The sequence below is a fragment of the Virgibacillus chiguensis genome, from assembly GCF_900129865.1.
GTDB lineage: Bacteria > Bacillota > Bacilli > Bacillales > Amphibacillaceae > Virgibacillus > Virgibacillus chiguensis.
This window is the reverse complement of record NZ_FQXD01000018.1, coordinates 42,026-63,268: the sequence shown is the minus strand read 5'-3', so window position 1 is coordinate 63,268 and position 21,243 is coordinate 42,026. Positions and strand designations below refer to the sequence as shown.

General features: G+C 37.4%; 19 protein-coding genes. 9 read left to right on the top strand and 10 right to left on the bottom strand.

Annotation, left to right across the window (positions count from 1 at the left end):
* Positions 1–284, top strand: a 284-nt coding sequence (locus BUB45_RS16460; RefSeq protein WP_139300192.1) for a transposase, incomplete at its 5' end; no start/stop codon positions are given.
* Between the two features lie 269 nt (positions 285–553).
* Positions 554–1,774 (top strand): EAL domain-containing protein, encoded by a 1,221-nt coding sequence (locus tag BUB45_RS16455; protein ID WP_073012333.1) that lies wholly within the window; start codon positions 554–556, stop codon positions 1,772–1,774.
* Positions 1,775–2,063: 289 nt separating this feature from the next.
* Here BUB45_RS16455 and BUB45_RS16450 read toward each other — a convergent pair whose 3' ends face one another.
* The gene (locus BUB45_RS16450) at positions 2,064–2,927 is read right to left on the bottom strand and encodes a glycine betaine ABC transporter substrate-binding protein (protein WP_244527757.1); all 864 of its coding nucleotides are present in this window, start codon (positions 2,925–2,927) and stop codon (positions 2,064–2,066) included.
* Positions 2,928–3,142: 215 nt separating this feature from the next.
* Entirely contained in the window at positions 3,143–3,691 is a 549-nt protein-coding gene (gene cudC / locus BUB45_RS16445; protein ID WP_073012326.1) for a choline uptake/conversion transcriptional regulator CudC, read from the bottom strand.
* 213 nt (positions 3,692–3,904) lie between these two features.
* Between cudC and betB the strand changes: the two genes are divergently transcribed.
* The 6 genes from betB to BUB45_RS16415 all read left to right on the top strand — a co-directional run bounded on the left by betB (position 3,905) and on the right by BUB45_RS16415 (position 10,026).
* Positions 3,905–5,377, top strand: coding sequence for a betaine-aldehyde dehydrogenase (gene betB / locus BUB45_RS16440; RefSeq protein WP_425303972.1), 1,473 nt, complete (start codon positions 3,905–3,907; stop codon positions 5,375–5,377).
* An 87-nt stretch (positions 5,378–5,464) separates the two neighbouring features.
* Positions 5,465–6,673, top strand: coding sequence for a choline dehydrogenase (locus BUB45_RS16435; RefSeq protein WP_073012243.1), 1,209 nt, complete (start codon positions 5,465–5,467; stop codon positions 6,671–6,673).
* A gap of 475 nt (positions 6,674–7,148) precedes the next feature.
* A complete protein-coding gene (locus tag BUB45_RS16430) occupies positions 7,149–7,820 on the top strand; it encodes a LuxR C-terminal-related transcriptional regulator (protein ID WP_073012239.1) in 672 nt (223 codons plus the stop codon).
* A gap of 210 nt (positions 7,821–8,030) precedes the next feature.
* Entirely contained in the window at positions 8,031–8,498 is a 468-nt protein-coding gene (locus BUB45_RS16425; protein WP_073012236.1) for an Hsp20/alpha crystallin family protein, read from the top strand.
* Between the two features lie 225 nt (positions 8,499–8,723).
* Entirely contained in the window at positions 8,724–9,548 is an 825-nt protein-coding gene (locus BUB45_RS16420; protein WP_073012233.1) for a glycosyltransferase family 8 protein, read from the top strand.
* Entirely contained in the window at positions 9,541–10,026 is a 486-nt protein-coding gene (locus BUB45_RS16415) for an HAD family hydrolase (protein WP_073012230.1), read from the top strand. The genes BUB45_RS16420 and BUB45_RS16415 overlap by 8 nt, the downstream gene beginning before the upstream one ends.
* Positions 10,027–10,119: 93 nt before the next feature.
* On the opposite strand, the gene argH is transcribed toward BUB45_RS16415, so the two are convergent.
* From argH to BUB45_RS16385, 6 genes are all read right to left on the bottom strand, one after another.
* A complete protein-coding gene (argH, locus tag BUB45_RS16410) occupies positions 10,120–11,442 on the bottom strand; it encodes an argininosuccinate lyase (RefSeq protein ID WP_073012227.1) in 1,323 nt (440 codons plus the stop codon).
* Positions 11,439–12,962 carry a Na+/H+ antiporter NhaC family protein gene (locus BUB45_RS16405; RefSeq protein ID WP_073012224.1) on the bottom strand — a complete coding sequence of 508 codons (1,524 nt, stop codon included), beginning with the start codon at positions 12,960–12,962 and terminating at the stop codon, positions 11,439–11,441. The genes argH and BUB45_RS16405 overlap by 4 nt, the downstream gene beginning before the upstream one ends.
* 270 nt (positions 12,963–13,232) lie before the next feature.
* The gene (locus tag BUB45_RS16400) at positions 13,233–13,907 is read right to left on the bottom strand and encodes a uracil-DNA glycosylase (protein WP_073012221.1); all 675 of its coding nucleotides are present in this window, start codon (positions 13,905–13,907) and stop codon (positions 13,233–13,235) included.
* A gap of 67 nt (positions 13,908–13,974) precedes the next feature.
* Positions 13,975–15,288, bottom strand: a complete 1,314-nt coding sequence (locus BUB45_RS16395; RefSeq protein WP_244527756.1) for an amidohydrolase — start codon at positions 15,286–15,288, stop codon at positions 13,975–13,977.
* Between the two features lie 323 nt (positions 15,289–15,611).
* Positions 15,612–17,129 carry an AbgT family transporter gene (locus BUB45_RS16390; protein WP_073012215.1) on the bottom strand — a complete coding sequence of 506 codons (1,518 nt, stop codon included), beginning with the start codon at positions 17,127–17,129 and terminating at the stop codon, positions 15,612–15,614.
* Between the two features lie 38 nt (positions 17,130–17,167).
* Complete coding sequence (locus BUB45_RS16385) at positions 17,168–18,595, bottom strand: M20 family metallopeptidase (RefSeq protein WP_073012213.1); 1,428 nt, start codon at positions 18,593–18,595, stop codon at positions 17,168–17,170.
* A gap of 343 nt (positions 18,596–18,938) precedes the next feature.
* Here BUB45_RS16385 and BUB45_RS16380 point away from each other — a divergent pair, with 343 nt between their 5' ends.
* Positions 18,939–19,250 (top strand): hypothetical protein, encoded by a 312-nt coding sequence (locus BUB45_RS16380; protein ID WP_073012210.1) that lies wholly within the window; start codon positions 18,939–18,941, stop codon positions 19,248–19,250.
* Positions 19,251–19,305: 55 nt separating this feature from the next.
* Here BUB45_RS16380 and rbsB read toward each other — a convergent pair whose 3' ends face one another.
* Positions 19,306–20,247, bottom strand: coding sequence for a ribose ABC transporter substrate-binding protein RbsB (gene rbsB, locus BUB45_RS16375; protein ID WP_073012207.1), 942 nt, complete (start codon positions 20,245–20,247; stop codon positions 19,306–19,308).
* Between the two features lie 60 nt (positions 20,248–20,307).
* Complete coding sequence (gene rbsC, locus BUB45_RS16370; protein WP_073012205.1) at positions 20,308–21,243, bottom strand: ribose ABC transporter permease; 936 nt, start codon at positions 21,241–21,243, stop codon at positions 20,308–20,310.

The following is a 21,243-nucleotide window of genomic DNA, read 5'->3' as shown; positions in this document are numbered from 1 at the left end:
GACTCTATTGGCGTAAACACCAATCTGGTCGCTTTACAGCTGACGACACATCGTTATCGCGTAATGGAAATCAGTATCTCCGTTATTACCTCGTTGAAGCCGCCAACTTGGTAAGAAGGCATGTTCCTGAATACAAAGAGTATTACGCGAAAAAGTTCAATGAAGTACCAAAGCATCAATACAAAAGAGCCCTCGTCTTAACTGCAAGAAAATTAGTGCGTTTGGTGGATGCGCTACTACGCAAAAACCAAATTTACACGCCACAAAGGAGCGTCAATACATGAAGTATAATTAGCTTCTAATCCTTTGAGTAATTTCCAGTATTTTACACATGTTTACTGGAGTCAGTTTAGTGTTGCGTTTTTTAAGCAAATTGTACCTTGATAACTAAAAAACTATTTAATTTTTACTTGACATACTACCGCAGGTCTCTATTCTATTTATGAAAGGATATTTTTTTAAAACCCCAAAATATTTCGAATTGATTTTTCGCAGTAAAATTGATGCACTTCCATGCTATACTGTATTAAAGTAAAAAATGGAGTTGGTTAGTATGGACCCACTAGATATCATGATGAAGCTTGATCAGATCGTTCCATACTTCGATCCGATTATAAGTGCAGAGAATCAATTCATTATTGGGTATGAAACGATTCCCTATTTTCAAGACGAGGAAAAGGAATTACATAATCTCCTTTGGTTTTTCAAAGACAAAAGCATTCCGAGTGACTTTAGGCTAGAGCTTACGCATACAGTATTACAAAAAGTGTTAGATAAATATATGGCAACAGATCACACACAACTGCTATTTATTCATTACGATGCAAAACTGTTACTAAAAGATAACGGGGACAGTATGCTATCTATTTTACAAGCCTATGAAGAGCAAGGATTAGATTTAAATAAACTTGTGCTACAATTTTCGGAAGCCTTTGTTAGTGATCATATTGCTTCCCTTAAGCACTTATTTGCATACATTCAAACATTTGGCATTCAAATCGCTATTGATGATGTAGGAGAAAAAAACGGGAACTTAGATAAATTAGCTTTAATTAAGCCTAACATTGTCAAAGTCGATGTCTCATTTTTACGAGAAGACGATTTGCCTCAATTGTATCAGGATGTCCATCACTTACTTTCTATGCTTTCGCGCAAAATTGGTGCTGCGCTATTATTTAAAGGGATTACTTCTTTTCACCAGCTAAACTACGCATGGAGAAACGGTAGTCGCTATTATCAAGGAGAGTATTTAGAAAAAACACAGTCAAATTTTATTCCAATTGACAGTTGTAAAGAAAAGGTCAAAAAAGACTTTCATCATTTCATCAATTACGAACGAAAGAAAATGAAAGCACAACTAGCATTAACGGAAAAAATAAATACGCAAATAGCTAAAACATTAAAGACAATTGATCCTCATGCCCCTTATGATGAAACGATTCTTGCTGTTGCGAGCGATTGTAATGATTACAGTTTCCGAGTTTATATTTGTAATGAGGCTGGATTTCAGCTATCTGCAAATGCGGAAAAAGGCGCAGATGGTATATGGTGTCTACAACCAGAAGGAAGACAAAAAAATTGGAGTTGGCGACCTTATTTCTTTGAAAATATTGCCCGCATGAGTATGGAAAAGAAAGGAATATTATCTGATTTATATACAGATATTGAACGAGATGAACGTATTCGGACATACTCTTACCCTATTACTTCAGATCGTTTTATTTTCATTGACATCCCTTATGATTTTCTCTTTGAACAGGAAGGACTTTTATAAACCAATTTAGGAAATGCCATTCTCCGTTGTTCAACTGCAACGGAAATGGGAGCATATTCTTGGATAGTTTATACACTGTCCTTTGATCCAGTAGAAGTTTTTTTACTTCTACTGGATCAAAGGTAAAGTTAATCTTCAATTAGTAAGGTTTTTTCTCATTTTCTACTTCATTGTTTTATAGCTTTAGAAACAACGACGATGCTAATAGCACGTGTTTAAGATAGTCCAAGCTTTCCTCTTTCAATTTTCTTGAAGTAGCGGAATTCCAAACCTTATATTCGAAATAGTTTTACTCCGATTCCACCCACGTATTAACTAATTCCTGGTTATCTGCAACCCATTTTTTTGCTCCATCAATCGGCTCTTCCGCTTCATTCACATACGTCATTAGTTCTCCAATGGATGCATCGTCCATTTTCCAATTTTTGAACCATTCATCTACACTTGGGAAATCTTCTTTAAAGTCTTTCCTTGTTGCATGATGTATTTTTTCTACTTCCCCATATACCTTCTTCGGATCTTTAAGATACTTCAAATCATATTGGGAGAATACGCGATGTGGATTCCAAAGTGGAGCAACGATTGGCTCCTCATTTTTTATAGCTTGTGCGATTTCGGTAATCATAGCTGGTTCTGAGCTAGGAACTAATTCATAATCCAAATCATATTCTTTTATTAGTTTCTCCGTCACTTCCATTGTTCCTGCACCAGCATCAAAACCAGTTATTTCCCCCTCGAACATCTCTTTATGCGCATGTAAATCTTCCACACTATTAATTTCTTCTAAGTATTCAGGCACAACTAATCCAACTTTCGCGTTATCATACCACGGCTCTTCAGAAAAGAATACATCATCTTTATATTCTTGTAAGTAGGCTTGATCTTGCACTGGGAGCCATACTTCTAAATTAACATCCAGTTCGTTTTCAGCAAGTGCCTTCATAATCGTTCCCATGTCTAGTAAATTTAAATTTACTTTATAGCCTTGTTCTTCTAAAATAACTTTCCACATATTTGAAACAGCAATATTTTCTGCCCAGCTAATCTGCGCCATTTCAATTGTGCCCTTTTCTCCTGTAGCCTGGCTCGTTTCATTTTTCGAGTTAGATTCTTCTTCCCCACATGCTACCAATAAAACAGTACATAACATCATGAAACTAAAAATGACTAACTTGCTCTTTATAAAGTTCATAAAATGATTTACTCTCTCCCATCTATTTAAGTAAATATGTTATAAACAGCTTCTTACCAACAAGCGAAATTCGCTATCATCCAATCGTTTGCTTATACGATACTTCTATCCTAGTCCGAAAAAACAGCAAGTGAGACAAACTCACGAAATCACCTCCCCAATCTGCCACCCGGTCATTATGGCTTTTTCGGCAAAAACTCATAGATCTCTTCTGACCGTATACTAGCAACTAAACGCTCAAGCCAACGATAATATATTTTAGATTGCTCAAGCTGATCATAAATTTCTCGCGCTTCCTCCATCAATTCACTCGCCACATTCTCATCTTCAAAAATTTGATCTAAAGTAAATTCGGCCTGCTTAATCGCTTCCATATTCATCTTTGCTTCACGATCCCATAGTTGACAATAATAGGACATAAAAGAATGGAAAAAATCTTTTTCAGCTGCATACGTATGTTTACGTGAGCCTTTTTGAAACTTTTTCTTTACCATCTCGTTTTCTTGTAATTTCCTAACACTCGTACTCATACTGGGTTTGCTCATTCCCAATTCTTCTCGCATTTCATCAAGATTCATTTGCTCTTTAAAATACATCGTTGCATAAAGCTTACCCGCAGCCGGTGTTACACCGTATACGTCCATTGTTTCTGCGATGGTTTCAATAACGTAGCCTTTTGCTTCTTCAAGCTTTTCTTTCGCCATTTCATCATGTGAATTCGCCATCAAGTCTCCCCTCCTTTATCCGTAAACCTATTAAGTATGTTTAAAATGTTTTTTACAAACTTAATGTTAACGAAATAATCAAATATGTCAAATGCATCATTGTTCCTTATTATTTTAATTTTATTTTGACAATTTCAATTGTATCATGTTAAGTTTAAATTGTTAAGAACGTTAAATAAGTATTTAACAAAATTAATTCATGTAGGAGGGAGTATGTTGAATTTGAAGCAAAACTTTATTAACGGAAAATGGGTACCTTCTCATACAGGCAACACGCGAGAGATTATAAACCCGTTTAACCAAGAGGTCATTGCTCAAGCGACAGAAAGTGATGAAACAGATACAATATCTGCGATTGCTGCTGCAAGAGAAGCATTTGATGAAGGTGAATGGTCAAGAACATCTGCAACAGAACGCGCTAAAAAATTACATACCATTACAGCGCTCATCGAACGGGATAAAGAAGAGTTAGCTAAACTAGAAACGCTTGATACAGGTAAAACCGTCGAAGAAAGCCGGGGAGATATGGAAGATATTGCTGGAGTATTCCGTTTTTATGCAGAATTAGCTGATAAACATGGTGGCGAATTGATTGACTCCCCCGTCCCAAACACCATTAGCAAAGTAGTCTATGAACCTGTAGGTGTATGTGGGCAAATCACTCCATGGAATTATCCATTATTACAAGCATCTTGGAAGTTAGCGCCAGCATTAGCTGCTGGAAATACATTAATCATGAAACCAAGCGAAATTACACCATTAACAACCGTAAAACTTTTTACATTAATGGATGAAGCTAAGCTACCAAAAGGTGTGGTCAACCTCGTATTAGGAACAGGAGATACGGTTGGGGCAGAACTTTCTGCTAATCACGATATTGACTTGATTTCATTTACCGGAGGCTTAAACACCGGGAAAAAAATTATGCAATCAGCCAGCTCTAACGTAAAAAAACTAGCACTTGAGCTAGGCGGAAAAAACTCGAATATTATTTTTGCCGATGCTGATTTCGATATAGCGGTTGACCAAGCTCTACATGCCGTCTTCTTTCATGCTGGGCAAATTTGTTCAGCTGGTACACGACTGATTATTGAAGAAAAGATACATGATGCATTTGTTCAAGCTTTAGTTGAACGAGTGAAAAACATTACGTTGGGGAATGGCTTTGACGCCTCTACGCAAATGGGACCGCTTATTTCTAAAACGCATTTGAATAAAGTCATTCAGTACGTTGAAGACGGAAAAAAAGAAGGAGCTACCGTAGCAGTAGGAGGACAACAACCTGACAATCCAAATTTACAAGATGGATTCTTTTACTTACCTACTGTGCTTACCAACTGCACATCAAATATGCGTGTTGTTCAAAATGAAGGTTTCGGCCCTGTCATTACAGTAGAAACATTTACCACGGAACAAGAAGCCATGCAATTAGCAAATGATTCTATTTATGGGCTATCTGGTGGTGTTTGGACAAAAGATATCGCCAAAGCAGAACGTTGTGTTTCTAGAATGCGCATGGGTACAGTTTGGATCAATGACTACAATGTTTATTTTCCACATGCCCCGTGGGGTGGTTTCAAACAATCTGGCATTGGCAGAGAACTTGGCAAAGCAGGACTAGAAGAGTATCAAGAAGTGAAGCATGTCTATCATAATTTACAGCCTGATGCGTTGAACTGGTTTTAAAATAATGTCGCAATCATATTGTCACCCAAGCTTTTATCAAGTTAAATCAATCAAAAATACAAAGAAAGATAATAGGAGGATCTATTTATGAGCTTAAATATGAAGTTAGAGCATATGTATAAATTACATACATTTGAAATACCAACGACGATAAAGCATGGCATTGATTCCATTCAATCGATTGGAAATGAAGTAAAACAGCTCGGTGTATCAAAAGCCCTTTTAGTAACTGACCCAGGTATCTATGAAGCTGGTGTAACACAGCCTGTAGAAACACACTTACAAAAAGCGGGGATAGAAGTTGTTGTCTTTAATAAAGTTGAGCCAAACCCACCCGTTCGTTTGATTGCAGAAGGCTCTAAGTTATATAAAGAAAAAGGTTGTGATGGACTTGTTGCTGTTGGTGGAGGGAGTTCTATGGACACGGCAAAAGGCATTGGTGTGGAAGCAACACATCATGGCAGTGTCTTAGAATATGAAGCTGCGGAAGGAAAAAAGCCCTTAGAAAATCGCATTCCACCTTTAACAACCATTCCGACTACAGCAGGGACTGGTTCTGAAGTAACACAATGGGCCGTTATTACAGATGAAAAACGTGCATTTAAATTTAATACGGGTGGTCCATTAATTGCTGCTCATTTAACAATCATTGACCCAAAACTGCATGTATCCATGCCTCCACACGTTACGGCAATGACTGGTGTGGATGCTTTAGCCCATGCGATAGAATGCTTTACCATGCATTTTGCCCAGCCTATTACAGATGCGGTTGCATTATTGGCAATGGAATACGTTGGAAAATACATACGTCGCGCTTATGCTGACGGAGGTGATCTTGAGGCACGTTATGGTATGGCTCAAGCTGCTATGCTTGCTGGTTTATCTTACGGTAGTGAATCAGCTGGAGCCGCTCATGCCATGTCCCAGACATTAGGTGGTATCCTTCCAGTTGCCCATGGTCAATGTGTTGCCGCTATGCTCGGTCCAGTGATGGAATACAATTGGAAAGGTCATCCTCATAAATTTGCAAGAATAGCCCAAGCATTAGATATTGACACATTTCATATGACGACAGAGGAGGCTGCCAAAGCAGCTATAAACGAAATTTATCAGCTTGTAAAAGACTTGGATATCCCGTCATTGGAAGAACAGGGCGTTTCTTCCGATATGATTGAGCGGTTAGCAAAAGAAGCGATGAAAGATCCACAAACAATAGGTAACCCACGTGACCTAACAGAAAAAGACTACCAATGGATTTATAAACGTTGCTTCAATTTAGTAGCAAAAACAGTGTGATTTTCTTTCATTAACCCCCTTTGCATGATGCAAAGGGGTTTTTTGCTGTTTCTCATTTTTTAAGTGAAAATCATTTCCATGTTTACTTATAATTATAGTTTTTCTCACCAAGTCAACCATCTCTCCCCCTATTTTCGTCACTATCTAATCTATAAGTCCTCCCTACACGATAATTTGTTTAGAAATTGTCTAGACCCTTCCTTTATCTTAAAACATAAAAACCTATCTGCATCCTTATAACAAATAGCTACTTATATCTGTATAGGAAATTACAATTAATTAAGCACGTAAAGTGCTCACAGCTTAAAAACGTAAAGCTTAGACTTTATGTTGACTATGAATTGCATTCAGATTCTCCACTTCAATGTAAAAATGACTAGGGAAAATCAACGTGTCCCATATAACCATTTCATACAGCACGATAGAATAGCTTGCGCAAATAAGGAAAAGGTAATAAAAAACGGAGAGATAAGCGATGATAAAAGTATTACTCGTAGATCGAGAAGGAATATCTAGTGAAGGATTACGTTTAATTATTGAAAGAGAAAGGGAGATGAAGTGGGTAGGAACATATTTTCAAAAAGAAGAAGTTATTCATGCTGTCCAAGAAAAACAACCAAACATTGTTGTCTTTCATATCCATCAATCGCATCATACAGTGATAGAATTAACGAAAGAAATAAAAAGTATATCGAAGCAAATTAAAATTATTTACATTTTGTCATTTATTGAGCCCACCTTTATTACAAACAGTATAAAAGCCGGGGTAGAAGGCTATTTCTTAAGCCACTCTGATCATACCAACTTCGTATCTATGATAAAAAATATTTACCATAATCATTACGTTATTATGGAAGACGTTGCAGTAACCATTTTACAACAATTTCAAAAAGGAGATGAAAAACAACGTCTACACGCCAAGCTTTTAGAAAAAGAAATTGATTTAACATGGAGGGAACTCGACATCGCCTTCCTTATCTATCAACGTAAAAAAAATAAAGAAATTGCCCAATCACTGCATTTGAAAGAGAAAACAGTTCGCGATTACGTCAGCATCATTTATAAAAAATTAGGGGTAAATAAACGATTACTCGTCATTAACCTTTTAGAAAAATTAATAGCAGAAGAATCAGGGGACAATTTCTAATACATAAGAATTATATTAAATTTTCCGAATATAAAAGAACAGGTTTTATTTTTAAATGAACGGTTATATAAGTAGTGGAGGGGAGTTATAGGGCTAGCCTTTCCAATGCAAGTCTGCGCTATTTTATAACTTTAACTCGTTTTCTTTGGAAGCATTATTTATTTCCTTTCTAAAAAAATATTTTATAAAAGAGTAAAGGGAGGAATTGAAATGAAACCAATAAAGCGATGGAACAGAGATGACCAACCATTACGCAAATTCAAAAATGAACTTGATGGAATGTTTGAACGCTTCTTTGATGATCCATTTTTCTCCAACAACAGTTTATGGAATAGACAACAAGGTGGATCACTCGCTTGCAATATTCGTGAAAAGAAAGATAAATATATTGTAGAAGCTGAAATCCCTGGCATAGATCCATCCGAAATAGAGGTTGAGATTGAAGACAACATCGTTACGATTAAAGGGGAGAAAAAGCAACAAATAGAAACAGAAGACAATGATACAGAAATGCGAGTTGTGGAGCATAGTTATGGATCATTTCAACGTTCTTTCACACTTCCAGATAACGTGAATACGGATAAAATCAACGCCGATCATAAAAACGGCATGCTATACCTTCACATTCCAAAGACGAAAGAAAGCAAAAAACGTCGTATTAAAATTAATGGGCAATAAACGGTAGCAGCCTTTCACAATTTTGCGCAGACGACATTTAGAACCAAGCCACAAGATGAAAAGGTTAGCCCCTGCCATTTTCTTTTTACATATACGATTAGCTGCAATTCTAGATCATATCATTACGGAAACACAAAAAAACTGTATACCTTCCTATAATACAATTATAAAGACGTTAAAATTGCATATTTAACAGAGAAAGATAGGCTTAAGGGAGATCTGTTTATGAATATATTAGTTACCATTGACGCCAACTACATGCACCCATTAAAAGTAATGCTCCATTCCTTATTTTTACATCATCCTGAGGATTCCTTTTGCATTTATCTCATGCATTCTTCTTTAACAGATGACGAAACGAATACACTAACTGATTATATAGAAAGTCACGGGCATGAACTACAAGTTATCACCTTAGAGAACCATCACTTTGCTGACGCTCCTGTTATTAAACATTTTTCAAAAGAAATGTATTATCGTTTATTGGCGTATAAATTTCTACCAAATTCACTGGATAGAGTGCTTTATCTCGATCCAGATATTTTAATTATTAATTCCGTACATGATCTGTACCAGATGGACATGACTAATTATTTGTACGCTGCTGCATATCACGATCGCACCCCCATTACAAATATTAATAAACTTAGGTTACGACCATATGATGTAGAAGCTTACTATAACTCTGGCGTATTACTACTTAACTTAACAGAACAGCGAAAGCATATTTCTGAACAAGCTATTTATGAATTTGTAGAAGTAAACAAGAAAAAATTAATTCTCCCAGACCAAGACATTTTAAACGGCTTATATGCAAAGCAAATTAAAGATATCGATGAAGTTCGTTATAATTTTGATGCACGGTTTTATTATTACTATAAAATTACGAGCAAAAATAAAATAGATATGGATTTTGTTATCAACAATACATCGATTATTCATTTCTGTGGTAAAAAGAAACCATGGTACAAAACATATTATGGGAGCTTTCATTCGTTATATAAACATTATGAACGGTTTGCCATGCATGAGGATGGATTTATTGAGTAAAAAAATTGTTTTCATTGATATCGATGGAACATTAACTACACCTGATGGTAGAGTACCTTCGTCAGCTAAACAAGCTATTCGTACTGCCCGACAAAATGGGCATCTTATGTATTTGTGTACAGGACGATCAAAGCCTGAAATTATTTTCAGCATTTTAGAAATCGGTTTTGACGGAGAAGCATTTACGATGTATCGAACAACCGTTGCACAATTTGGTCCCGAAAGTGGTGAAATTGCTGTTAAAGGTGTTGATAAATACAAAGCAGTGAAATACGTTTTAAACGTTTTACAAATTCCGAGAGAACAAAGCATGGCCTATGGAGACGGCAATAATGATATCAAAATGTTTGAAGCTGTCCACTACGGTGTTGCTATGGAAAATGCTACCGATGACTTGAAGAAAGTTGCCCGAGAAATAACAACCAAAGCAGAAGATGATGGGATAATGCATAGCTTTAAGCGACATCATTTACTTTAGTCCTCTTGGTATAGATAAATTACTCGTTTTGTGCCGCACTTTTTTAGCAGCACAAAACGAGATAGCTAACCTTTTAGATTCCTTATCTTCTCTTTAGTCAAGCATTTCTTTTTTATTTCCTCTTTTTAATAGATTCGTATAATCTACATAAGCAAATATATCTTGTTCTATCGAATCACTAAATTGCTGTAGTTCTTCCAACGTTAATTGTTCAATACTCTTCCCTACTTTTTCTCCATATAAAACAATCGCACCTACTACACCATGCGCATCACGGAAAGGCACACCTTTTTGGACAAGATAATCCGCTACCTCTGTCGCGTTTAAAAAGCCCGCTTTAATTGCTTGCTTCATTTGCTCCCCATTCACTTGCACGGTGGCAACCATCTTATCCATCATTTTTATAGAAAGCAATACTTCATCTACCGCCTGAAACATGGGTGATTTTACTTCTTGCATATCTTTATTATAAGCAAGTGGTAAACCTTTCATCGTCGTTAATACACTAACTAATGCCCCATATACTTTTCCCGTTTTACCTCTAATTAATTCAGCTGCATCAGGATTCTTTTTCTGCGGCATAATGCTGCTTCCAGTTGCATAGGCATCATCGATTTTAATAAAAGAAAACTCTTGACTGCTCCATAAAATTAGCTCTTCACTTAATCGACTTACATGCATCATAATAATGGAAAGATCAGATAATAATTCAATAATAAAATCACGGTCACTAACACCATCCATAAAATTAGCTGTCGATTTAGAAAAGCCTAGTTTTTCCGCAGTAATTTCGCGATCAATGTCGTGTGTCGTTCCTGCTAATGCCCCAGATCCAAGCGGACTCTCATTTAAATTAGCGACAGTTTGCTCCAAACGCTTGGTATCTCTCCTAAACATTTCGATATAAGCCCGCAAATGATACCCAAAGGTAACGACTTGAGCGCGTTGTAAATGCGTATAGCCTGGCATAATAACATGTTGATTTGCTACTGCTGTTTTTTCCAAGCTATGAATTAATAACTGTAGTTTATTTATTGTTTCTTTCGCTCGTTTCTTCGTATATAATTTTAAATCCGTCGCCACTTGATCATTTCTGCTTCGTGATGTATGAAGCTTCTTTCCTGCTTCGCCAATCATTTCTGTCAATGTTGCTTCTACAAAGCTATGAATATCTTCATGGTTTCCTTCCACGACTAGATTACCAGTTGCTATATCTTGTTTTATCTTGTGAAGCCCTTGAACTATTTTCTCCCCTTCTTCCTGCGAAATAATATGACAATGCACGAGCATCTCTGCATGCGCAATGCTCCCATCTAGATCCTCTTCTACAAGAGCTAGGTCTTCCTCTAACGATGAATTGAACACTTTCATTAACGTATCTTCTTCTTTTGTGAACCGTCCGCCCCAAAGCTTCATGCTACATTTTCCACTCCTTGTGGTTTATTTTTTCGTTTCGATAAAACGATAAACAGTACAACCATGAATACAATACTTCCTACAATTGTCAAATTACTCCCCGTAAAACCAGCTATAATAAATGAGCCGAGTGCAATGAATCCATTGGTTAGCGCGTATGGCAATTGTGTTTTCACATGATCGATATGGTCACAACCTGCCCCCGTTGAAGCTAAAATGGTTGAATCTGATATTGGCGAACAATGATCACCAAATAATCCTCCTGATAATACCGCACCGATACTAACAAGCATCGGAGCTTCAAGACCAGCTGCCATTGGAATAGCTAACGGAAGCATAATAGCAAAAGTTCCCCATGAACTACCAGTTGCAAAAGACATACTTGCTGCAGCTAAGAAAATAATTGCCGGCACTATAAAGGCAGGTACATTCCCTTCTAATTGTTCAACAATATACGTTGCCGTTCCCATTTCACCTAACAAAGATCCTAATGCCCACGCTAAGACCAAAATCAGAATGACTTGCATCATTCGTTGCATTCCTTGTAGATATATACTAAATATCTCATTCATTTTCTTCACTTTATATAGTACCATTAATACCATTAATAGGATGGCGGCAAATAAGTAAGCTGTGCTTAATGCAACTCGAAAATCACTTCCCGGTACAGCTTTTGCTGGAAAACCGTACGACACCAATAAACTGAATAAAGTAATAAATAAAACAGCAAGTGGGAGCCAAATTAACATCGGATGACTTTCCTGGACTGTTTCAGCATCTACATCCGTTTTACGTAGCGGATTAGATTGTTGCCAGTAAATTTTCCCCGTCTGCTCCATACGTTTTTCCGCTTTAGCCATTGCTCCAAAATCCATTTTCGTTATAGCTACAATTGGCACGATAAACACGGATAGAATGGCATAAAACTGAAAGGGAATTGCTTCTACAAACGTTGTAAATTCAGACACGGTCATATTTAACCGCGCAAACTCTTCTTTCATAATCCCCATCACATAAATTCCCCAGCCAATAAAAGGGATGAGAATGGCAACAGGCGATGATGTTGAATCGAGAATCCAAGCTAATTTTTCTCTAGACACCTTCACTTTATCAAACAGTTTTTCAAATACGGGACCGACAATTAAAGGCGTGCCCATATCGGAAAAAAAGATAATAATCCCTCCAAGCCATGCGGATAACTGCGTCTTTGTGTTCGTATTAATCCATTTAGCTGTTCTTTTCGCTAAAGCAGCTCCTCCTCCTGAACGTTCAACTAAGGCAACAAAGCCTCCTATAAAACATAATAAGACGATGACGGCTGCATTATAGCTATCTGTTAATTGCGGAAACAAATACTCTCTTATTGTGCTCGTTGTTGCAGTAATTGGATTTCCGTTAGCAAGAATAACAATTCCTACAAATAACCCTATGAATAAAGATACAATAACATTACGAAAGATAATGGCTAATACAATTGCTATTATTGGTGGAATTAATGAAACAATCCCCATGTGTTCCATGCACTCGCCCCATTTCTAAGGTGTATAAATATACGTTTTATGTTATTAATATACTAATCTACCTATTAACTAATGTCAATGGTTATTTTTAGATGAATAATAGGAGAATGATGTTTATTAGAAGAGCCCCAAATGCATACAGCACTCAAGGCTCATCAGCCACACGTGGGAACCGTGTGCGTTATAATTTTATTAGTTAAGTGTTTATCGTATAAGTAAAACAATGGCATTTCATAGCCAGACTCAGTAGCTAAGTTGTTTCAAACCTTCTTATTCAATCTTCCAATCAATCGTTTGTTTACCTAGCTGCTCTAATCGTTGATTTGTTTGCGAAAAAGGTTTACTGCCAAAAAACCCTCGGTACGCAGACAAGGGACTTGGGTGCGGAGATTTTATAATATAATGTTTATCTGTATCAATGAGAGACTGTTTTTTTTGTGCGGCTCCCCCCCATAAAATATACACAACAGGGTCTTCCTTATGATTAAGCAACTGAATAACACGATCAGTGAATTGCTCCCATCCCTTTCCACGATGCGAATGTGCTTGACCTTTGCGGACAGTGAGCACATTATTTAATAATAATACGCCTTGCTTGGCCCATGATTCTAAACAGCCATGAGCAGGAATAGCATGCCCCAAATCGTGCTTCATTTCAGTGAAGATATTTTTTAATGAAGGGGGCAGGGCAACTCCCTTTTTCACTGAAAAGCTTAGCCCATGCGCTTGGTTTGGACCATGATAAGGGTCTTGACCTAAAATAACTACTTTTACGTCGGCAAATGGCGTATAGTGTAAAGCATTAAATATAGCATTCATATCTGGATAGATCGTGTATGAAGTATACTCTTGCTTTAAAAACTCTCTCAACTGCAAATAATACGCTTTCTGGAATTCTTCTTTTAGCAATCCTTCCCAATCATTAGATAGAATTTGTTTTGTCATAAGATCCTTCCTTACTTCATGTAATATCTATTATTCTATCATGATGGAAACAGCTTAGAAAAAGAGTTTACGCCCCGTGTTCTTTTTTTAAAATTTCATATACAGATTGGTATAAAATTTTAACAGCGGGAAGCAATGTTTCTTCATCAATATCAAACTTCTCGTTATGATGCCCTGCAGCTAATTCCGTTCCAAAAATACAATATGACGCTAATCCACCATTTTTCTGAACAGCCTCCATAAAGTACGTGGCATCCTCAGACCCTGCTCCAGCATCCTTTTGTAACTCTACATGCTCTATGTCCGATGATGCATTAGCACATCTATAAAGGATATGCGCTAATTCCTCAGAACACTTACAATGAATCGCCTCACCTACTGTTTCTATGTCATAATCGACTTGATACATCGTAGCAGCACCAGCTACAATCGATTCGACTTGCTCTTTGATATATTGATTTATTCCAGCATGCTCTCCCCTAGTTTCCACTTTCATTGTTGCGTGATGCGCAATAATATTCCTGCCACTTCCAGCATGGAGTTCCCCTACATTAATTCTTGAGGTTCCATCTGAATGACGAGAAATGGCGTGCATATTCAAGGTCGCAGCCGCTGCAGCTAACAAAGCATTTCTTCCTTGTTCAGGATTTCCGCCAGCATGTGCAGCAGTTCCTTTAAACGTTACATCCAATTTTGACGTAGCTAAAAAACCGTTATTAGCTGCTAGAAAATGCCCGTACGGCACTCCTGTTCCAATATGCGAAGCAATAAAATAGTCTACATCACGAACGACATTCGCTTCAACCATTGATTTTGCACCGCGCGTTCCTTCTTCTGCTGGCTGAAAAATAAGTTTAATCGTACCGGAGAGCTTTTCCTTTTCAGCAGCAAGATATGTTGCTAAGCCTAGACCAATTGCGGTATGCGCATCATGTCCACATGCATGCATTTTCCCATCAACTTGTGAGCGGAAATCAAGTTTAGTGGGAACGTGATCAAAAGCTTCCGACTCATGAATATCAAGCGCATCCATATCAAAACGGTAAGCAATTGTCGGCCCAGGTCGATTTGTTTTCAAGGTAGCAACAATCCCTGTGAACCCTTCTTTAAAAAATGCTACAAATGAGTCATTCGCTCCATGATCACAAGCCCAAGTATAGTGCAGAGCTGTCTCTTTTGCGTCAGGTTTTCCCATACAGTGTGCTTCTGACATTACTTCTTTTCCCATTTGTAAGGTAAATCCTAATTCCGATAAAACACCAGCAACGATGGACGCGGTTCTCATTTCTAAAAACCCTGTTTCAGGGTGTTGATGCAGGTCCCTTCGCCAGTTCATTAATTTATCCTTTAGCTCTATTGCCATATTTGTACCTTCTTTCATTTATATTATTATGCCTAGAAGATGCGCTTTTTTGCAGGAGCACAAGTAGAACCGCTTTTTCTTTCCAGCTCGTTAAGTAGACGTTGTATACGTCCTTACGTCATAAAATCTAACTCATTTATTCACGCTCTATGATTTATTCTAAATTAGATTAGAATATGTAGAAAATGCATGCGAAGCTTTTGTTGCCTGCACATGCACAGCTTTATTTACACACAATAGGAAGGAGAAGGACTACCTCCCCCTCTCATCATCTATAAGAAGAAGGAGAGAGCCTTACCATTCGAAAAACTTGCCTTATAACTATGGTGAATAAAGTTACTTTATAAAAACGGTGTTACACCTGGACCGAATGGAATACCTGCATAGAAGAATATTAAAATAAGAATAATCCATGTTAATAAGAATGCGGCTGAATAAGGAATCATCAATGAAATAAATGTACCGATACCAGCTTTTTTATCATATTTTTGCATAAATGCTAAGATAATAACCATGTAAGGCATTAATGGTGTAACAATATTTGTAGACGAGTCCGCAACACGGTAGGCAACCTGTGTAAATGCTGGACTGTAGCCTAGTTGCATAAACATTGGGATAAATACTGGCGCTTCTAGGGCCCATTTAGCCGACCCAGAAGTAATCAAAAAGTTTAAGGAAGCTGTGAACAAGATATATCCGATAATTAGCCAAATCCCAGTAAAGTTAATTTCTTTGAGTAAATCTGCCCCATTTACTGCCACCCAAGTGCCGATATTAGACCAGCTAAAATAGTTTATAAATTGAGCGATTGCGAATATCAAAACAATGTATCCAGCCATGTCTTTCATAGACTCAGCCATATAGCCACTAACATCTCTGCTAGATTTTATTTTTTCTACTGTTATACCGTAAGTGACTCCAATAATAACAAAGAAAATTAAAATAATTGGTACAATTCCATCTAAAAATGGCGAAGGAACAATGCTACCACCTTCTCCTCTTAGCGGACTGTTCGGCATAAAAATAGTAATGACAATTAAAATGATATAAGCTAAAGCAGCTATAATCGAATTACGAAATGCTTTTCCGGCTTTCGGATGATCTTCTTCCAATCCTGCATCAATGGCTCCTCCTTTGTACTTACCTAAACGCGGTTCAATAAATTTATCCGTAATAAGTCCGCCCACAATCGTAATAACAAACACAGATACAACATTAAAATACCAGTTATCTAAAGGAGTAACTACAATTGAGTCATCAATAATAGATGCTGCTTCAGTAGAAATTCCCGCCAATAATACATCTGTTCCAGCAATAAACAGATTAGCTGTAAAACCTGCACCTGTAGCCGCGTAACCTGCCACTAATCCAGCTAACGGGTGGCGTCCAATTTTATAAAATACCATTGCTGCTAGTGGTGGTATAAGTACCATTGCTGCATCAGAAGCCAAATTACCTAGAATACCTACAAATACAACCGTATACGTAATTAGTGCTGGAGGAGATTTTAAGATGGTTTTTCGAATGGCATAATCTAGTAAGCCTACTTTTTCTGCCAAGCCAATACCAAGCATCATTGCAAGCACTAATCCTAGAGGAGCAAATCCAGTAAAATTATCTAGCATGGAACTTAAAATAAATTGAATTCCTTCACCCGAGGCCAAGTTTTTAATTGGAAGCTCTTCTCCAGAACCAGGATGGGTTACTGAGGCATGAAACATACTAAAAATAGAAGAAGCAATAATGATGATAATAGCTAACGCTATAAATAAGATAAATGGGTCAGGAAGTTTATTACCAACCTTTTCAATACCATTTAAAAATTTCTGAAATAAACTTTTATTTGTTTTTTCTTTCATCGTATTCCCTCTTTCTAGTTGTTTTTTGTTAATTCTGACTACTTATTCAATACAGAAGGCTGTATTTCTTTAGGAATAGGACATGTATAAGGATTATTTTTTGTAAATTGTTGAAATTCTTCTTTCACTTCTTTTAAAGCAACAGAATCTGTCATTAATTGAATTCCTGTCATTGCCATTGCTTGGGCCGCTCGTAGCATTCCTTTATGAGCAAAGCTTGAAATTCCTTGTGCTGTCATTTGCCATGAATGTAGTGGCGTTCCTAGTGTAGAAGTTGCAGCAGTTAATTGAGCTGTCGGTACTACCCAGCTAACATCTGCGACATCTGTAGATCCGGATAATATCTTGTCAGATGCTTCATATGGAGATATCGTCTCTGCAAGATATTTATTAGCAAACTCCTCTCCATTACCTACATAGACAAACCCTTCAATAATTTCCAAGTACCCTTCTCGTTCCGAATCGGTAAGCGAATGCCAGATGTCTTTTGCGAATAATTTCTCTTCTTCTGTCGGCTTTTCTACATCTGATTTGGACAATTGGTCGTGCAGCATGTTCTCCATGCTTCTGTTCGGAATATAATTCGAACAAGCTTTATCGAATCTGATCGTAAGCTCTGTTTCTGTCATTAATGCAGCACCTTGTGCAATTTTGCAAACACGCTGATACATATCCTCTACTTGTTTTACTTTTGGAGCCCTGATTAAATATAATACCTCCGCGTTTGCCTGCACTACATTAGGAGAAATCCCACCTGTATTGGTTGTTGCATAATGCAACCTCGCTTCTGGTACAACATGCTCTCGTAAATAATTCACGCCTACATTCATCAGTTCAACAGCGTCCAATGCACTCCTTCCCAAATGAGGGGAATTGGCAGCATGGGAAGTTGTCCCTTTAAAAGCGAAAGATATCTGATAATTAGCCAGGCTCGAGGCACTCATAATTGCATTCACTGGAGATGGGTGCCAAGTTAGTGCAGCATCAACATCTGTAAATACACCTTCCCTTACCATAAACGTTTTTCCAGATCCTCCTTCTTCTCCAGGACACCCAAAAAATTTCACCGTTCCTGGAAGGCTATGCTTGTCAAGATATTCCTTTACAGCACAAGCTGCAGCAAATGCTCCTGTACCGAGCAGATTATGACCACATCCATGACCGATATCTGTTTCCAACGGCTGGTAAGTCGTTTGGTTTGGGGTTTGACTTAGGCCAGACAATGCATCATACTCTCCTAAAAAACCAATAATAGGGGCGCCTTTTCCATATGTTGCTACAAATGCAGTAGCAATATTTCCCACTCCTTTTTCAACCTCAAACCCTTGCTTCTCACATGCTTCTGCCAAAAAAGAAGCTGATTCATACTCCTCAAATCTTGTTTCTGGATGAGAAAAAATAAACTGGCTTATCTGTTCAAAAAAAGCCTTTTTTTCACGCAAATAATCTCTGATGAAATCTTCCATTCGTCTACCTCTCCCACTCTTACTAATTTTCTTTATATTACATAAAGAATAGTAATAGTGTCAATAATTTTTTTATTATGTAAATTAATGGAAGGTTATTGTTGTATCATTTTTTCTAATCATTTACATTTTTTTGGATGTGTCGTATAAGAAAAAATGCGGCTTTTACTATAAAGAATGCCCGTATTTCTATGCATTTAGTTCGCTATCATTGTCAGAAAACTGAAGTGTTGGTTCGACCATGGCATTTTCTAAATTTTTTATGAACATACCTAATACAGAATAGGTACAGACAGAAAGGGAATAATGGAGAATATCGTTTCTTATTGATGGAGGCATTAAAATGGAATTCCCAGTTATTCATACTAATTTTTGGGATGGTATTATTGCTGTTCCGTTAATTGTAATTATTACGCAAATATTTAAACTTTTTCCTATTCCTAGACAGTACTTTCCTAGTATCGCAAGTGTCATCGGGTTTATGATGTCTATTTTTATTAGCCATCGTGGTGATTTATGGGCAGGTATTTTTATGGGGGGTTTTTACAGTGCAGCCGCTGTCGGAACGTATGCATCTTTAAAAACATCGTGGATTGCATTTAAAGCACGCCAGAAAAGAAAGCGGCTGGATGAGGTTGCTAGTGAGGATATGTAAATAGGCAGGTGTGCAACATGTCACACCTGCCTACATTTCGTCTTACCCTCTTGCATTATTTTTGCTCTGTCACTAATTCAAGTTCTACAGGTATAAATTCCTCTAACGCTTCATCCTCAACTATCTTCCCCGCTGCATCAATGGCTTTCTCTCCAATCAACTTTGGTTGCTGAGCGACGGTTGCAAGCATTCTTCCCTCGTTGACAGCGGCTACGGCATCCTCCGTTGCATCAAAGCCAACGACAATGACATCTTCTAGCATATTTTGTGACTCTAATGCCTCAATAGCACCCAATGCCATCTCATCATTATGCGCAAATAATGCATCAATATCTTTTGTACCTTGGATAATATTTTCCATTACCGATAAGCCTTTTGTACGGTCAAAATCCGCGGTTTGCTTAGCCACAATTTCCATTCCGTCTAATTCATCCATTATATTGTGAAATCCTTCTCCTCTTTCCCTAGCTGCAGACGATCCAGAAATCCCTTCTAATTCAACAATTTTCCCCTCTTCCCCAAGTTGTTCAGCAATAAATTCACCTGCTATTTCTCCGCCAGCTACATTATCAGAAGCAATATGGGTGACTATTTCGCCACCTTCAGAACTTCGATCTACGGTAATAACTGGGATATCTGCTTGATTGGCAGATTCTACTGCAGTAACAACGGCCTCAGAATCAACTGGATTTACTAGTAAGACATCAATATCTTGCTGTATAAGATCTTCAATATCACTTAACTGTGTAGACGGGTCGTTTTGTGCATCAGATGTAACGATCTCAAAGCCTGCTTCTTCTGCAGCGCTTTCCGCCCCATCACGCAAGGTAACGAAAAAAGGATTGTTTAAAGTAGAAATAGATAAGCCGACCTTCACTTTATCATTGTTGGCTTCTTTGTCATTATCCTCTTCACTACCAGGAGCATTTGTAGAGCAAGCCCCTAAAATAAAAACTATAACTACTACAAACATAAGTACCTTTGACCATTTAGCCATACTATTCCTCCTAAAAAATTTTATTTGGAACGATGCATTGTAACATCGTAACTCCCTTCGTTATTTTGCTTTTCTATCTAAAAGCACTGCTAGTAAAATAACGAGACCTTTGACTATTTGCTGATAAAAAGAAGATACATTTAATAGGTTTAACCCGTTATCAATAACCCCAATGATTAAAGCTCCTATTAACGTGCCAACTATTCTTCCTTTTCCTCCAGAAAGACTTGTCCCCCCAATAACAACAGCGGCTATGGCATCAAGTTCATACATTGTTCCTGCTGTTGGCTGAGCAGAATCTAAACGACTTGTAATGATAATGCCTGCAAGTACAGATAGCATACCTGTCAGTGAATAAACACCAATTTTAACTCGATCTGCTTTGATCCCAGATAATTTAGAAGCTTCTTCATTCCCACCAATTGCATACACTTGGCGTCCGAATACCGTATTATGCAAAATAAAAACTAAAATAAGAAAGACAATGACCATAATAATTGCAGGAAATGGAATTCCAAATACATAGCCTTTTCCAATCATTTCAAAAGAAAAGGAATCGGATAGCCCAGTAATTGGTTTTCCATCTGTATAAACTAATGTTGCACCACGAAAAATTGTCATGGTTGCCAAAGTTGCTATAAATGGAGCAACTTTTCCTTTAGCGATAATCAAACCGTTGACTGCACCAAGTAGAAAACCGATTAATAAACCAATGCAAATAGCTAAAATTGGATCCATCCCACTAGCTAATAACCCCGCTGTTAACGCACTTCCTAAAGCCAGTATAGAACCGACTGAAAGATCAATTCCCGCCGTTAAAATAACAAATGTCATTCCAAAAGCGATGAGGGCATTAACGGATACTTGCCGCAATAAATTTAAGATATTATTTAAAGTGAAAAAGCTCTCACTCATTACCCCTAATACAATGGTTATCAGGAGTAAACCAAGCAGCGGTCCTAATTGAGCTATGCTTACCTTATTCCACTTCACCAT

Coding starts and splice junctions, on each gene's coding strand:
- BUB45_RS16455 (WP_073012333.1), top strand. CDS start 554: ATGGACCCACTAGATATCATGATGAAGCTTGATCAGATCGTTCCATAC.
- BUB45_RS16450 (WP_244527757.1), bottom strand. CDS start 2,927: ATGATGTTATGTACTGTTTTATTGGTAGCATGTGGGGAAGAAGAATCT.
- cudC (WP_073012326.1), bottom strand. CDS start 3,691: ATGGCGAATTCACATGATGAAATGGCGAAAGAAAAGCTTGAAGAAGCA.
- betB (WP_425303972.1), top strand. CDS start 3,905: ATGTTGAATTTGAAGCAAAACTTTATTAACGGAAAATGGGTACCTTCT.
- BUB45_RS16435 (WP_073012243.1), top strand. CDS start 5,465: ATGAGCTTAAATATGAAGTTAGAGCATATGTATAAATTACATACATTT.
- BUB45_RS16430 (WP_073012239.1), top strand. CDS start 7,149: ATGATAAAAGTATTACTCGTAGATCGAGAAGGAATATCTAGTGAAGGA.
- BUB45_RS16425 (WP_073012236.1), top strand. CDS start 8,031: ATGAAACCAATAAAGCGATGGAACAGAGATGACCAACCATTACGCAAA.
- BUB45_RS16420 (WP_073012233.1), top strand. CDS start 8,724: ATGAATATATTAGTTACCATTGACGCCAACTACATGCACCCATTAAAA.
- argH (WP_073012227.1), bottom strand. CDS start 11,442: ATGAAGCTTTGGGGCGGACGGTTCACAAAAGAAGAAGATACGTTAATG.
- BUB45_RS16405 (WP_073012224.1), bottom strand. CDS start 12,962: ATGGAACACATGGGGATTGTTTCATTAATTCCACCAATAATAGCAATT.
- BUB45_RS16400 (WP_073012221.1), bottom strand. CDS start 13,907: ATGACAAAACAAATTCTATCTAATGATTGGGAAGGATTGCTAAAAGAA.
- BUB45_RS16395 (WP_244527756.1), bottom strand. CDS start 15,288: ATGAAAGAAGGTACAAATATGGCAATAGAGCTAAAGGATAAATTAATG.
- BUB45_RS16390 (WP_073012215.1), bottom strand. CDS start 17,129: ATGAAAGAAAAAACAAATAAAAGTTTATTTCAGAAATTTTTAAATGGT.
- BUB45_RS16385 (WP_073012213.1), bottom strand. CDS start 18,595: ATGGAAGATTTCATCAGAGATTATTTGCGTGAAAAAAAGGCTTTTTTT.
- BUB45_RS16380 (WP_073012210.1), top strand. CDS start 18,939: ATGGAATTCCCAGTTATTCATACTAATTTTTGGGATGGTATTATTGCT.
- rbsB (WP_073012207.1), bottom strand. CDS start 20,247: ATGGCTAAATGGTCAAAGGTACTTATGTTTGTAGTAGTTATAGTTTTT.
- rbsC (WP_073012205.1), bottom strand. CDS start 21,243: ATGGTGAAGTGGAATAAGGTAAGCATAGCTCAATTAGGACCGCTGCTT.